This is a genomic window from Aureibacter tunicatorum, assembly GCF_036492635.1.
In the GTDB taxonomy this organism is placed as follows: domain Bacteria; phylum Bacteroidota; class Bacteroidia; order Cytophagales; family Cyclobacteriaceae; genus Aureibacter; species Aureibacter tunicatorum.
On sequence record NZ_AP025305.1, the window covers coordinates 1,096,828 to 1,110,782 of the forward strand.

General features: G+C 35.4%; 12 protein-coding genes. 8 read left to right on the forward strand and 4 right to left on the reverse strand.

Translation table 11 applies throughout. From position 1 onward, the window contains the following. Together AABK36_RS04720 and AABK36_RS04725 are read left to right on the forward strand one after the other, a co-directional pair. Positions 1-945, forward strand: a complete 945-nt coding sequence (locus AABK36_RS04720) for a hypothetical protein (protein WP_309937891.1) — start codon at positions 1-3, stop codon at positions 943-945. An 84-nt stretch (positions 946-1,029) separates the two neighbouring features. Then, positions 1,030-1,800 (forward strand): glycosyltransferase family 2 protein, encoded by a 771-nt coding sequence (locus tag AABK36_RS04725; protein ID WP_309937892.1) that lies wholly within the window; start codon positions 1,030-1,032, stop codon positions 1,798-1,800. A gap of 48 nt (positions 1,801-1,848) precedes the next feature. On the opposite strand, the gene AABK36_RS04730 is transcribed toward AABK36_RS04725, so the two are convergent. Both AABK36_RS04730 and AABK36_RS04735 read right to left on the reverse strand, forming a co-directional pair. Next, positions 1,849-2,775, reverse strand: a complete 927-nt coding sequence (locus AABK36_RS04730; RefSeq protein ID WP_309937893.1) for a PAS domain-containing protein — start codon at positions 2,773-2,775, stop codon at positions 1,849-1,851. 109 nt (positions 2,776-2,884) lie between these two features. Further along, on the reverse strand, positions 2,885-3,679 hold the full coding sequence (locus tag AABK36_RS04735) for a hypothetical protein (protein ID WP_309937894.1): 795 nt from the start codon (positions 3,677-3,679) through the stop codon (positions 2,885-2,887). Between the two features lie 85 nt (positions 3,680-3,764). Here AABK36_RS04735 and AABK36_RS04740 point away from each other — a divergent pair, with 85 nt between their 5' ends. Then, the gene (locus AABK36_RS04740; protein ID WP_309937895.1) at positions 3,765-4,421 is read left to right on the forward strand and encodes a hypothetical protein; all 657 of its coding nucleotides are present in this window, start codon (positions 3,765-3,767) and stop codon (positions 4,419-4,421) included. A 117-nt stretch (positions 4,422-4,538) separates the two neighbouring features. Here the strand turns inward: AABK36_RS04740 and AABK36_RS04745 are convergent, their stop codons facing one another. Both AABK36_RS04745 and AABK36_RS04750 read right to left on the reverse strand, forming a co-directional pair. Beyond that, positions 4,539-6,638, reverse strand: a complete 2,100-nt coding sequence (locus tag AABK36_RS04745; protein ID WP_309937896.1) for a M3 family metallopeptidase — start codon at positions 6,636-6,638, stop codon at positions 4,539-4,541. A 170-nt stretch (positions 6,639-6,808) separates the two neighbouring features. Further along, positions 6,809-7,978, reverse strand: coding sequence for an N-acetylmuramoyl-L-alanine amidase family protein (locus AABK36_RS04750; protein ID WP_309937897.1), 1,170 nt, complete (start codon positions 7,976-7,978; stop codon positions 6,809-6,811). Between the two features lie 337 nt (positions 7,979-8,315). On the opposite strand from AABK36_RS04750, the gene AABK36_RS04755 reads away from it, so the two are divergent. From AABK36_RS04755 to AABK36_RS04775, 5 genes are all read left to right on the forward strand, one after another. Continuing rightward, the gene (locus AABK36_RS04755) at positions 8,316-8,852 is read left to right on the forward strand and encodes a Crp/Fnr family transcriptional regulator (RefSeq protein WP_309937898.1); all 537 of its coding nucleotides are present in this window, start codon (positions 8,316-8,318) and stop codon (positions 8,850-8,852) included. Positions 8,853-8,901: 49 nt separating this feature from the next. Continuing rightward, positions 8,902-9,477 carry a DinB family protein gene (locus tag AABK36_RS04760; RefSeq protein WP_309937899.1) on the forward strand — a complete coding sequence of 192 codons (576 nt, stop codon included), beginning with the start codon at positions 8,902-8,904 and terminating at the stop codon, positions 9,475-9,477. A gap of 121 nt (positions 9,478-9,598) precedes the next feature. Beyond that, positions 9,599-10,045 carry a hypothetical protein gene (locus AABK36_RS04765; RefSeq protein WP_309937901.1) on the forward strand — a complete coding sequence of 149 codons (447 nt, stop codon included), beginning with the start codon at positions 9,599-9,601 and terminating at the stop codon, positions 10,043-10,045. A gap of 287 nt (positions 10,046-10,332) precedes the next feature. Next, complete coding sequence (locus AABK36_RS04770; RefSeq protein WP_309937902.1) at positions 10,333-13,347, forward strand: hypothetical protein; 3,015 nt, start codon at positions 10,333-10,335, stop codon at positions 13,345-13,347. A gap of 55 nt (positions 13,348-13,402) precedes the next feature. Beyond that, the gene (locus AABK36_RS04775; protein WP_309937903.1) at positions 13,403-13,795 is read left to right on the forward strand and encodes a hypothetical protein; all 393 of its coding nucleotides are present in this window, start codon (positions 13,403-13,405) and stop codon (positions 13,793-13,795) included. Positions 13,796-13,955: the final 160 nt, after the last annotated feature.

A 13,955-nucleotide genomic window follows, 5' to 3' on the forward strand; every position in this document is an offset into this window, starting at 1 on the left:
ATGAGTAAATTCGTTAAAATATTAATCATGCATATGGGACTTTTGGTCCCATTTTGTGTCTTTGGGCAAAATGATTCATTATCATCCAGTAGTGATAGTCAATTAGTAAGAGTAAAAGGTTTTGCTCAAGTAAAAGTAGACGAAGATATTTCCAAACTTGACGCAAAGGATAAGGCTAAGAGGCTGGCTCAGATTAATGCCCTTGAGAGTGCATTTGGAACTTATGTGGAGCAAAATACTCAAATTGGTGTAAAAGACGATCAAGTTGATTTTGTTTTGATGGGAAACACCAAAGTGAATGGGGAATGGCTTAAAACGATTTCCGAAAAAGTTGAAGAACGTGTTCAAAAGCCCAAAAAGAAAAATGACCATCAATACGCTCTTTGGGTGGAATGTCATGTGGAGGGGCTGGCAAGGAGAGTGTCCAATCTTCCTAAATTTGAAGTTCAAACACTGAATTGCCCGGATCAAAAATGCAAAAGCGTTGAATTCAATGATGGGGAGCAATTATATCTTTATTTGAGGTCACCAGAGGATGGCTATTTATCGGTGTATTTTCAGGAAGGAAAAGATTTGTTTCGAATTTTCCCTTACCATAATATGCAAAGATATATACGCGATGTGAAGATCATTGCGGGTGAGGAATATGTTCTTTTTTCATCAGATAAATCTTCGGCTTCATTTGATAAATTTCCTTCGCAGTTGACGGATGAGCTTTTGTTAAGCTCAGAAGCAAATGTGACAGAGCAAGAAGTGCATGTCTTATTTTCCAAGCAACCTTTTGACACTCCAATGTTGAAAAGTCAAGCTGTAAGAGTGGGCTATGATGAAATTCTGCCTATGCAAATTGATTTTGATCATTTTGATGAATGGTTGCTTTCAAATAGGATCAATGATCGAACATTTCAATACAAAAAGCTTGGCATAAGAACTGTGAAGAAATAGTTCTTTATTATTCGTCAAATTAGATGTAATGTTATAAATTCGCTAAGACTTTTTTAAGGTGATTGATGTTAATTTTTGAAGTGAATGAAGAATTTAAATATTCCCAAAGTGAGTGTTGTGACGATTGTTTACAATAATGTAAACTTGATCGAAAGAACTTTGAGAAGTGTAACGGGACAGACTTATTCAAATATAGAATATGTGGTTATCGATGGGGCCTCAAGTGACGGTACATTGGAAATTATTAAAAAATATTCTGATCGTATTGCCACTATAGTGTCCGAACCTGATAAGGGAATTTACGATGCTATGAATAAGGGCTTGAATAAAGCCACAGGAGATTATATTATTTTTATGAATTCAGGAGATTCGTTTTCAGCTCTTGACGTAGTGGAGAAGGTATTTGATAGCGAAGAAGGTGCGGATGTTTATTTTGGGGAAACAAATTTGGTGAATGAATCAGGCAATATTTTGGGAACACGTTCAGAGCTCTCCAGCCGGCAATTACCTGAAAAATTAACAGCAAATAGCATGTTAAAGGGAATGGTTGTTTGCCATCAATCTTTTTTTGTGCGCAGGTCATTGGCTCCTCAATATGATACAAAATATAGATGCAGCGCGGATGTATTATGGGTAGTGAGGTGTTTGAAAAAGGCAAATAAGATTGTGAACGTTCATATGAATGTCTCTAATTATTTGGTAGGAGGGTTTTCAATTTCAAACCAAAAAAAGAGCTGGAAAGAACGATTTGATATCTACATGAGCGAGTTTGGAGTGGTAAGGACTTTGACTGCCCACGTATTCATTACATTACGATATTTAGGTCATCGTTTATCAAAAAATAACAAGTATTAATGTTTGTTGAGATAAGGGGTGCATGGAAATTTAATCCATGCATATAGCTTATTTTCCCCAAGTCAATAGCCTTTGTTCTCCTTTTAGGTTCTGAATATGATTTACTTCTTGAGAAACCTCTAGTACTCCTTTGTATTCATTTAGATGATTTCTAATAGCAAAATATCGGATGAATAACATTTTCCCTCGATGATTAAACCAAAAATCAGCATTGCTTTCACTGCCACTTTTAAACTCCTCTAGAATGCTTAGGACAGTGTTCACGCTTTTGGGAGGATGGCAAAATTTAACTTCTCTGCCTATGATTCCCGGACTTCTGGGGAACACCCTTTCTTCTCCTCTATTATAGAAAAGCACTCTGTCATTTTCGTCTACATAAGTGATGTCAAAAGGCAACGTTTGCAGCATTAGATTCACTTGTTCCAAGTTGAGCCAGCCTTCATTCATTTTGAGTTTATTTGAAACTTTTTCTTCTATGATTGTCTCGTGTATGTTGTATTTTTTTGTTATTTTGTGCGGGTATGCCCAACCAATTTCTTGTTCTCCGTTAGTTATTTCTATCCATTCGGATGCTGAGATAATATTAAGCGCATTTGGAAAAAGTATAGAATTTTCTCTGTCAAATAAACGCTTTACTCCTTCGAATAAGAGAGGAAGGCTTTGATTTATTTGAGTGAATTCATTTCTTTCGTAGCAGGAATAAATCAAATCAATTTGGGATCTTAATGTATCATGAAATGACCACATGCCCATGCTGGGAGCTTTCCATCCATGTTTTTCAAGATAGGGGAATAATTGATTTTCTTTGCGTGAGAAGCGCTTTTTGATTTGAGCAAACTGATTGAATAAGTTGAAGAACTCTTGAGTTTGCGTATTAATATCCAAATTTTCAATATCTTGAATAATTTGAATCAGATGATTTTTTTCTTGATCGTAAATATTGATCGGGTGATTGGGTGCTAAATTATTATACATTTTGTCGCTGATGTTGGTGTAACCACTGCAATTTGCAACAAGGAAAGAATTTAGCATATGCTTCTAATCATAAGCAAAAAGCTCCGAGGGTTTCGGAGCTTTAGATTGGTTATTGTTTCTTAATGAAGTTAAGTTGAATTGTTATCGTTGATTCTTCATTGATTACATTGTCAATATTGACATTATTAAGAAAAATAGAGATGGTTTCACTTAAACCTTCTCCCTCGAATTCTTCTCCTAAAAGCTGTTGGATTTGAGAAGTTAATTCGCTAGTAGCTTCAGTATCGCTATTGTCAAAATTACTTAAAAATGTTAATTGCTCCTCGTCCATTCCATTTGCTAAGATAACCTTTACATTATACGTTAAAGAAATCTTATTTTCACCAATTAATGCTGTTTTTGCTTCTGTATTTTCAGGGTTGCTAAAAATTTCCTGATACATTGGGTCCTCATCAAGGTTTTCATCATTTCCGACTTTCATTAGTATCGCTTTTGCATCAAGATGAATAGTTTGATTCTCCTCATTAAAAGAGAAATTGATTTTTTCTCCTTCTTCTTCTTCTAAGTTGCTTTTTAAGACGGCATTGTTTTCATCAGTGAACTCAATAAATAATTCTTCTTCACTCAATGACTCTCCTAGCATTGGAGTCATTAAGGTAAATAAGCTATTAGTAGCTTCATCAGAAGTTGATAGATTAGTTGAAACAGAGTCTAGTTTCCATATTCCATTTAACATACTGGCAGAAACAGGGTCACTTGTTTCTGTGTTGTCATTTTCTTCTTTTTTGTCATCAGTAGTTTCAGTTTTTGGTTCGTCAGGCGATGCGTCTTCGCTTCCACAAGAAGAAAATACTAAACAATTAAGGCCAAATAAGATTATCAGTAAGTAGCTTTTATTGAACATGTCGTGAAGTTTATTGATTTCAATGATTAAATATAATAGAATGTTTCATATAAAGTATGTATTCTCTACTAATATTTTAGATTTTATGAGGAAGTTAGTAATTGTGATTATATCAATAGTTTGTTTTTCATGTTCGAATACAAAGTTGGTTTCAAGTTGGGAAAATTCGCATTTGAAAAGCGAGCAAATAAAGTCGCTTGCGGTAGTAGCCTTGATGAAAAATAAAGTGGATGCCGCATCTTTTGAGAATGGTGTTGTTAGAATATTTTCGAAGAGAGGAGTTAAAACAGCATTTGGAAATCAGGTGTTGGAAACAGATAAGAAGTATTCTGAGCAAGAGTATAAGGATGCTTTGAAGAATAGTGGAGTGCAGGCGATTATTTTTTTCAAACTAATAGGATTGGATAAGCAGCATGTTTATAATCCTCCGTCTACATATGTGTATGGAGGGGGTTTTTATGGAGGAGGCCCATATGGCGGGTATTATTTTCCACAACCTTATGGCTTTAATTATTGGTGGCCCGGGTATCAAGTGGTTACAACTCCTGGGTATTGGAGTGAAACCAAAAATTATCAGATTGAAGTAGCTGTATACAATGCTTCAGATGATCAACTGCTTTATATCGCTCGGACAGCTACTTTTCAGCCATATAATGCCACAGATTTAGGTGAATCTATAAGCGTGAAAGTATTCCAAGATTTGAAAAAAAGAGGCTTGGTGCCCTCTAAAAAGCATAAATAATTATCGGGTAGTTATTTAGTTTATCGCTTTTCTAATGTTTACATAGGGTTTCTAAATACTAATTTGTTCTTTAATATTTAAAGAAAAAGACCGCTTTTGGAGCGGTCTTGATTGTTGTTATATCCCTAAGGATTTTATGAATGAGTCTTGCTTTGGCTTTCGTCCTAAGAAATCTTTTAAAATTTCCTGAGCTTCTTTTGAGCTTCCTTTAGCTAATATGAAATCTCTATAATCTTTTCCAGTTTTAGCATTTAAAACGCCTTCGTTCGCAAATCGAGAGAACATGTCGGCAGCGAAAACATTGCTCCACATATATCCATAGTAATTTGCTGCATAATCATTCAAGTGTCCAAAACCAGCTTGAGTATGAATCCCCTCTGTGAAAGGATACTGCATGGTTCTCTCATAAACATCTTTAAGCACATCGGTTGTGCTTGAGGAACCATTAGGGTCGTATCTGTCATGCAGTTCCATATCTATGATTCCGTAGAATAATTGCCTTGTTACGTATAGTCCGGATCCAACATTTTTAGCGGCAAGCATTTTATCGAACATTTCTTTTGGCAATGTTTCGCCTGTTTCATGATGCTTGGCGAATAATTCTAATGATTCATATTCCCATGCCCAATTTTCAAGAATTTGGGAAGGGGCTTCTACAAAGTCAGCATCTACTTTTGTTCCTGATTGAGAGAATAATTGAGCTTCGGTTAGCATTTGGTGCAAAACGTGTCCGAATTCATGGAAAAACAGCTCAACATCAGCATGTGACATTAATGCAGGACTGTCTGCAGTCGCTTGAGGGAAATTACAGACAAGAGACGCGTTTGGAATTTGATAAGCTTTCGGTGTTTGTCTGGCATAAATAAAGCCTTGGCACATAGCATGGTTATATTTATTGGCTCTTGGATGAAGATCAAGGTAGAATCTTCCGATGAGCTTGCCATTGTCTTTTACTTCGTACATGGTGACATCAGAGTGCCACACATCAGGATTTTCAACTTGGCTATATTCTACGCCAAACAAGTTTTGTGTGATTTTGAAAAAGCCGTCAATGACATTGTTGATTTCAAAATACTCTTTTACTTTCTCTTGATCAACACTGTATTTTTCTTTTAATAAGATGTTTCTATAAAAAGCTGATTCCCAATGCTCAATACTATTGATATTCTGATCTTTTTTATATGCGCGTTTGACCTCTAGTAGTTCTTCGATATCCGCTTTTGCTTTTGGAGTTGCTTTATCAAGAAGACCATTTTCAAATTCCCATACAGTTTTGGTGTCCTTGGCCATTTTACTGCTTAACTTGAAAGCCGCATATGTCTCATAGCCTAATAGGTTGGCTAATTGCTTACGAAGCTTAAGCATTTTATCCAATACTTCAAGGTTTTTCTGACCTCCAATATTCTGTCTTTTTATGAATAGCTCTTTTCTGAGTTCATCGCTTTCTGCATACCTGAGAACAGGAGAGTAATCAGGGTTGGATAATCCTATTTTGTAAGTGCCGTCTTCTTGTCTTCTTGCTTTCTTATATTCTTCGGAGAGGCCTTTGGTTTGTTCTTCTGATACGATTATAAAATCTTTATATTCAGCGATGTTCTTGTCAAATTCCAGTCCAAGGCCATTTAACTTTTCCTTGATCGCCTTTAGTTCTTTTTTCTTGTTTTTGTCAAGCCCCAAGCCATTTCTTTCAAAGCTTTTGATCTCATCATTTAAGAATTTCTTCTCTGCTTCATTTAATATGCTTGCATTTTCAGAGTTCTTGAAGCTCTTTAAGGCATTGTATAACTTTTCATTCAGGCTAAGTTCTGTGTAAAAATCTCCAAGCGTTTTGTTAGCGTCGGTAGCATTGTTTCTGATCAAGGAGTCAGGGCTGGTAGCTGATAGTAGGTACATTGTGCCTGAGTGTTGTCCCAAGCCTGCGTAAATATTATCAAGAGCTATTAGTGTATTTTCTTTGGTTCTGCTATCTGATTTGATTTTCAACAGTTGTTTTAATGCCTGTTTTGCATTCGAGATAGTTATCTCTGTCGCTTCAGGTATGTGATTGGCTGAGATCGAGCTAAATGAGATTGGATGATTAAATTCGTTGAAAATCGGATTTTTAACAGCATTGATGTTTGCTTCCTTAGTAAGGTTTTCATGTTTTTCTTGTGAAGGAGAGCATTGGGATAATAGCATTAATCCCGCGAGTCCTAGAGGAAGTATTTTTTTAAGCATTTTGACTGTTTTTTGGGTAAATGAGCGATGGTTATAATTCACAAAGCAGCTGTGTTAATTACTCGCAGCTATAAATAAAATATACCTGAATCATTTTTCTACTCAGCATATGGCAGAAAAATAATTCAGGTATACGAAAATTAATATTTTAAAATGAATTAATCAAGAGACTATTTCTTTTGCAATAAGCCGGTCGTCAGCCAGTTGGCGATAGCTTGTCGATTGTCTTCGGGTAAAATTCGTCTTTGATCTTGAATGTTTTGTATATTTCCTAATTCAATAAATGTAGCTACAGGTTTTGACTCTCGAAGCATAAAAAGATCTCTGGCTTTGACGATCCCGTTATAGCCTCTGCCTTTTTGTCTTTGCTCATATTTTTTTCTTATCGTGTTTTGAAGGCTTGTAGTAAACACTTTTGATTTTGAGCTTGATGGTTGATGATAAAAAAACATGTCAATGCGCTTGTCTTTTTCTCTTGAGTCAATGTGGAGACAAATGAGCCTTTGGTATTTATAGCCTTTTGATTTGTTGTAGTCGTAAAGTTGGTTGACCGCATTTTTTCTTTGTTCAAGTCTTTCTAGTTGGTTTCTTGGGATTTCAAGGTTCGGCCAACACTTTTCGTCTTTGCTGGGTTTCAAGTAATTTCCAGAACGAATGCCATCATTAGGGTCTCTGATGATCACATAGGCTTTAGCTCCGTGGCTGAGCAAGTTTCTAGCTAATCTCAAGGCAACATCATAAGCATATTCGTCTTCGTGGAGTTCGAATTTTCCTCTAGTATAAACAGATCCCGGATCAGGGCCTCCGTGCCCGCTAACAATATAGTAAACACAGCCTTTCAATGCCTGTGATTTGAGAGGAACTCTCGCATGCTTTGGACCGAATATTGGAAAGTTTCCAGCGATTTTTCCAGAGCCAATTTCGGAATTAATCGTAGATTCGGCTTTGACTGCTGAGCTTTCGTGATTAACCAACGTAGCTGCTTTTTTTGTTGATGTATTGGCTACTTCCTCTATTGTTTCTTCTTCGGGAATTGTTCTATTGGTTTTGGTATCTTCCAAAACTAAGTGATAAGGCACCCATAATTCTTTGTCATCGATGAAGTCAGATTTTTTAACTTTTTTTTCATGCAACTCATCATTGTACGCGATTACAGCTTCCGCAGTGCTCCAACCAGAAAGTTTCGCGCTTTTTTTAACGCTGAAGCCATTGTATTTATATTTTAATATCGGCAAAAGATATTTCTTTTGAGGATCGAGCGTATGATCGCTTTTGATTCTGTTCAGTCCTAAAAAATAATGATAATTCTCATTGTGTTGATCCAGAGAATATCTTTTCAATATTTGAGATATGCTTTCTTTATTCTTAGGATTTGCTTTTACATACTCATTTATTTGACTAAATGTAGTCAGTTGAGTTAAACAAAATATTATGATGAATATATGTGTTCGATTTAGATGCATATGATCTGTTCAGGCCTTCTTAGTTAATAGCTTTTCTATGTAAATGATAAAATTATATAAATATAATTAAAATATTAAATTGAAATGAAAGAATAAATGAATTGAAACAGCAATATAGCTTGGGAAACTAGACAAAAATATAATTAATAATTTGTAATGAAATTTATTAAGAACGATTTTTAATAGAATATTTTAACCATAAAGTGAGATTTCGATGGATTTGAAAGGTTGTCTGATAGATATAATTGATCAAGCTCAACTTTGGAGTGATCCGTATGAGCTTAAAAGATCTGATTACATTTCATATCCGGGAAAAATAGACAAGAACCTATATTATGTATTGGATGGAAGCCTTAGAGTTTTTTTTGAGAGAGGAGAGGAAGAGTTTACTTTAAGGTTAGGTTATCGCGGGTCGTTTATTACTGCATTGGATTCATTTATTACTTCGAACCCTTCAGAATTGTATATTCAAGCTTTGAGAAAGCTTCAGGTCAGGCATGTGGAAAAGGAACGCTTAATGAATCATTTGTATTCTGATCAGAGGAAACAGGAGTTGTGGATGCAGATGCAACAAATGCTGATTTTTCAACAGTTTGAAAGGGAAAAAGATCTATTGATTGACTCTCCTCGTGAAAGGTTTAAAAAAGTTTTGGAGAGAAGCCCTGAAGTATTCCAGCAAGTTCCTCATAAATATATTGCTTCATATCTAAGAATGACACCGGAAACTCTTTCCAGACTTCAGAAATCTTGAGTTGAATCAAGAATTTGCATCAATATAAGTTTCAATTTTACAATAAAAAATGAAAGTGGAAATTGAAGAATTTTATTCGGAGTTATTGATGTTAAATCAAAAGCATTTGTCCTTGATACAGAAGTATAAAGCTTTGGATGAAAAAGATTTGAGATTCAAAATTGATATTGAATCTTGGAGTTGTTTGGAATGTATTGAGCACTTGAATTATTACGGAGAATATTATACACCCTATTTTGAGCTTGTCATCGAAAATTCAAGCAAAGGCAATAAAGGTGCGTTGACTTTTAAATCAGGTTGGCTAGGCGGTTATTTTGCAAAGTCGATGAAGCCAGAGGCAAAGAAGATGAAAACTCTTAAAGTATCAAACCCATTAAACACTGATGTTGATATAAAAGCACTTGAGGTATTGGAAAACCATTTATCAAGAATGCAAACTATTCTCAGAGAGTATAGAGAAGAGAAGGTTGATTTGCAAAAGAATAAAATTCCAATATCACTGACAAAATGGATTAAAATCAATCTCGGAGATGCCTTAAAAGTTGTTGTGTATCACAATGATCGCCATTTTGCCCAATGCGAAAGGTTGTTGGCTTTGCAAAAAAATAGAAGTTTGACAACATGATAAATCTATTTTATAAGCAAATAGAAAATATAGATAGAGTCTAATCTTGCAATTGAATCAGTTTTCTCTTTGTATTCTTTCGCTATTAATTAAATTTGCTTTGGAACTAAAACTAAAAGCGATGTATCAAATTTTATTGAATGCCCATTTTATAATAGCTTGCGTTATCATATTAATGTCTATAGGAGTGCTCATCAAGTCATACAGTGGTTGGTTGGGGAATAAAGCATATTCAAAAGGTGATAATGGCATGACAGCCGGGTTTGTTGGATTGATTTGGTTGAATTGTATTATTGGTTTGGCTTTGTACTTTGCCTTTAGCCCTATTACTGAGTATGCATTGCAGCATATGGGAGAGGCTATGAAGAATTCAAAAATGAGATTTTACGCTGTTGAGCACATTTCAGTGATGTTTTTCGCGGCTATCGTAGCGCAGGTTGCAAGAGTGAAAGTGAAGAAAGCTAGCAGTGATTTGCAAAAGTTTAAATTGTCTGCGATTTTTTACACCATAACATTTGCATTGCTTGTATCTAGAATTCCTTGGGATAGAGTAATGGCTAAATTCTAATAGAAAAAATATTATTAGTCGTTATATGAAGCCTTCTATTGAAGGCTTTTTTTATTTGTAATTTTTGAAATGTAATATCTTCAATTTATACTCTTCTTGTAGGATAATTTAATAATTTTTTAGGCTTTTATCTTTTTGGAGAATAAGCATTTAGTTATCATTCAAATTATTTTTTAGATTCATTACAAAATATCTATTGATAATATTATCTTGTTGTATAGTGCCCGACAGAATTCAAGCTAGGGCACATTGAATAGGAACTCAAAGAATAATTTAAAATAGCAAGCATGAACAGTATTCTGTTTTGGAAAGGTTGGGACAAATCATACAAGGCACTTTATTTGTGCAGTCTTTTTGTCGTTTTGACAGCAGTGAGCACTTATTTTTACGCATATTACTTCGCAGGAGATGCTGCAATGGAATGGAAAGTAAACACTGACGTTGAGACTGTGAAAGGCAGCGTGTATGAGTTTAATTTGGGACTGATGACTATGGAAATTCCAGTGGAAAATTATATAGTCAAAGAACGTTATGATACTGGAATGACCCCACTCAACCCATCGATTGCTTATTTATACCTGATCGCTGTGGCATTGGCAAGTGCTATTCTCATGGCGGTGATTTCAGGGCTTAACAAATTCTGGTATACAGTCGGAATGGCTGGTTTTATATTATTTTTGCTGTCTTTTCAGTTTGAGCATTTGGAAGTGTTCGGATTGGATAACAAAGTTGTGATTGGGTTTGCGATGGCATTGTTTCTTCCTGCATCATATTTCTTTCATGCGATCAAGCCAACTACGAATTTATGGCTTAGGATGCTGGTGTTTGGAATACTAATTGGAGCTTTAGGAGTCTTTATACAGGCTGGATCTTCACTTGAAAAACCATTTTTGCATGTCGCGCATTATGGTATTTTTGGACCTGCTATCCTTGCGATATTATTCATTTTATTGAACGCTTCTGAGCTGATAGCTTTGATCGTAAGATTAGTTACTGAGAAGAATACAGTTACCAGCAAGAATAGCATGAGGCATTTTGCAATGTTGACATTGATATACTTTGCCAATTTGGGTATGGTGTATTTCAATATGACATCCGGCAAAGAATGGACATTGTTGTTTATAAGTCCTGTATGGTTGTTTTTCTTAAGCACAGTGGCTGGATTATTTAATTTCTCCAAAAAGACAGAAGCCCAGTCGAATGTATTGCCATTTTATCCTTTAGGAGCCTTTCTTTATTTAGGGTTGGCTTTAATGACTTTTTCTTTATTGTCTTATGTATTGTTTACAGTTAACGACCCATTTTATGAGGTGTTTGAGGATGTGATCATTTATGGACAGATAGGTTTTGGGCTTGTGTTTGTTATTTATATTCTTTCGAATTTCATGAGATTGCTGTCTCAAAACCAAAGAGTTTATGAAGTCCTGTACAAGCCGATGAAAATGCCTTTTGCAGCTTATCAGGTTTTTGGCTTGGTGATTACGGCAATTATTTTTACCAAATCAAATTGGGTGGCCATAGATCAAGCAAAGGCAGGTTATTATAATTTCTTGGGAGATACTTACAGATACGAGGGCGATGATTTTCTAGCATGGCAATATTTTGACAAGGCAAGCGATTATGCATACAACAACCATAAGTCGCATTATGCTTTGGCCTATATGAGTTTGGAAAAAGGAGACCTTTCCAAAGCTGCTTTGTCTTTGCAGCAGTCTTTAGGAAAGCATCCTAGTCCTCAGGCATATATAAAATTAGCGAATTTGTATTATGAGAATGGGAATTTTTTCGATGCTGTATTTGCATTAAGAGAAGGCATTGGCAAGTTTCCTGATAATGACTACTTAAGAAATAATTTGGGGATATTATACTCCAAAACAGATATGTTGGATTCTGCCGCTTATTGTTTTAATAATGTATCCAGCTCTAAAATTCTGCCAATAGGAAAAACTAATTTATACGCTCTTTACGCTTCCAAGAAATTGGCTATGGCTCCAGATTCAGCTAAGGTCCTTCTTGCTGACTTGAATGGTAATTATGCGGCGATGGCGAATGTGTTGGCCTCGGTTAATAATGATAATGAGGGACAATCATTGGAAATAGACAAGCTGTTTTCAAGCACAGAAAATATATCTGGAAACTATGTGGAGCAGATGATGGCTAATAATGCCAATCTAAACCAACTGGCTGTTAAAAGCTCCAATTTTGACACGTATTTGAAACAGGTTTATGACAAAGGAGTAAACGGGCCGAATGAAGAGTTGGTGTCTTTTAATTACGCTTTGAACTTGTTTAAAAACAATAAGGTAAGAGAGTCTTTTGAAATGATCAATCGCTTGACTATCGAAAATCCTATGAGAGCGGATTTGTATTCTTTTGCAATGGCATTGTTGCATTTGAAAAAGGGAAATCCGTGGGCAGCTGATGAATATTTCAGAACACCAGTGCTGAAAAAGTTCCCTGATTCCGAGCTTAACTTGATGATATGCAGAATGGAAGCGGGTAAAAGTCAAAATACATTGGAGGGATGGAAAAATCTCAAATTTGAACATCCGGAAATATCCGCTGACATGCAGTATATCGTCAATACTTCCAATATCAAAGAGCTTGAGAATAAATCGGACGAATTGAAGTACCAGTTCATTAGATATAGAAGAAATGATTTTGATGATGAAAAATTGATATCACTTGCTTCCAGTATTGAGGACTTGTATACTCAACTTATGGCAAAGACATTGGTTGCTGAGAAGAAAGTGAGATTGAGAAGTTGGGAAGATGCTAACAAGTTGATATCTGCTTTATATGTATCCAAGGATTTGGATATCACAGGGGAGATGACAGAGTTGACATTCTCTAACTATTTTCATCAAGGAAATAAAGCTGGATTAGCTGAATTGGCTAAATCATCGACTTTGGATAGCAGAAGAAAAGTGTTAGTGTCTATTTTGTCAAATAATATTTCTGATGAAGAAAAAGCCAAGCATATGGAAAGCTTTGGCTTTGATGATCCATTCTTTGAGGAAGGAGTAATTACTGCCTCTGAATATTATGAAGGAATAGGAGACGAAGAAAAGGCTTATGATATTATGATTAAAGCTATGGAATACAATCCACAATCTATTTGGATTAGCGCGGCATATGCGAGGCTATGTTTGAGGTTGGGATATATGGATTACGCTTTTTTAGCTTTGCATGAGCTTAGAGAGTCATGTTCTGAAGAAGAGTTTCAAGTGATCTGGGTAGAGTATGAGACTTTGTATGCCGAGATTGAAGAGAAACTTAAAGATTGGGAAGAGGAATTCTAGCAGCTTGATGAAAACAATCTTTATTTTCTTTAGTCTTTAGGTTAAAGCAGGGAAAATGGAGAAGGTGTTGATAGAAAGGGGAGACCATTATTCTTTTGATGTATCAGCTTCGAAGTACGTCAATAATAGTGGTATAATCCTTGAAAAAGGAAAAGAATATAAAATAACAGCCGAAGGCATCTGGTATGATTGGTACATCAAAAGCGGTCCCAAGGGCTACGACCGATTTTGGATGAAACCTTTCAATATGTTCAAAAGATTGCCGGAGGCTAAATGGCTATCATTGTTAGGTGCTATTGATGAAAAAGGTAAGCCTTTTTTATTGGGCAAAGAAATGATTTTCAAAGCTTCATCCACAGGCGAATTTTTTTGTTTTGCTAATGACATTAGAGGATTTTACGCAAATAATTCAGGCCAAGTGAGAGTGAAAATTAGCTTGTTGGATTGATTTTTAAATTGAATCATGTGTCTGTATGATTTTGTCATAAATCATTTTGATAAAAACGTAAGCTCAGAAAACTAAAAATTGATTTTTTTCACGTAAATTGGCTTAGAATTCCAACTGGGAAGCGTGTCGAAAGAAGACACAAAAGACAATAAGCATTCTT

Coding starts and splice junctions, on each gene's coding strand:
- AABK36_RS04765 (WP_309937901.1), top strand. CDS start 9,599: ATGTATCAAATTTTATTGAATGCCCATTTTATAATAGCTTGCGTTATC.
- AABK36_RS04740 (WP_309937895.1), top strand. CDS start 3,765: ATGAGGAAGTTAGTAATTGTGATTATATCAATAGTTTGTTTTTCATGT.
- AABK36_RS04760 (WP_309937899.1), top strand. CDS start 8,902: ATGAAAGTGGAAATTGAAGAATTTTATTCGGAGTTATTGATGTTAAAT.
- AABK36_RS04730 (WP_309937893.1), bottom strand. CDS start 2,775: ATGTATAATAATTTAGCACCCAATCACCCGATCAATATTTACGATCAA.
- AABK36_RS04735 (WP_309937894.1), bottom strand. CDS start 3,679: ATGTTCAATAAAAGCTACTTACTGATAATCTTATTTGGCCTTAATTGT.
- AABK36_RS04725 (WP_309937892.1), top strand. CDS start 1,030: ATGAAGAATTTAAATATTCCCAAAGTGAGTGTTGTGACGATTGTTTAC.
- AABK36_RS04720 (WP_309937891.1), top strand. CDS start 1: ATGAGTAAATTCGTTAAAATATTAATCATGCATATGGGACTTTTGGTC.
- AABK36_RS04745 (WP_309937896.1), bottom strand. CDS start 6,638: ATGCTTAAAAAAATACTTCCTCTAGGACTCGCGGGATTAATGCTATTA.
- AABK36_RS04755 (WP_309937898.1), top strand. CDS start 8,316: ATGGATTTGAAAGGTTGTCTGATAGATATAATTGATCAAGCTCAACTT.
- AABK36_RS04775 (WP_309937903.1), top strand. CDS start 13,403: ATGGAGAAGGTGTTGATAGAAAGGGGAGACCATTATTCTTTTGATGTA.
- AABK36_RS04770 (WP_309937902.1), top strand. CDS start 10,333: ATGAACAGTATTCTGTTTTGGAAAGGTTGGGACAAATCATACAAGGCA.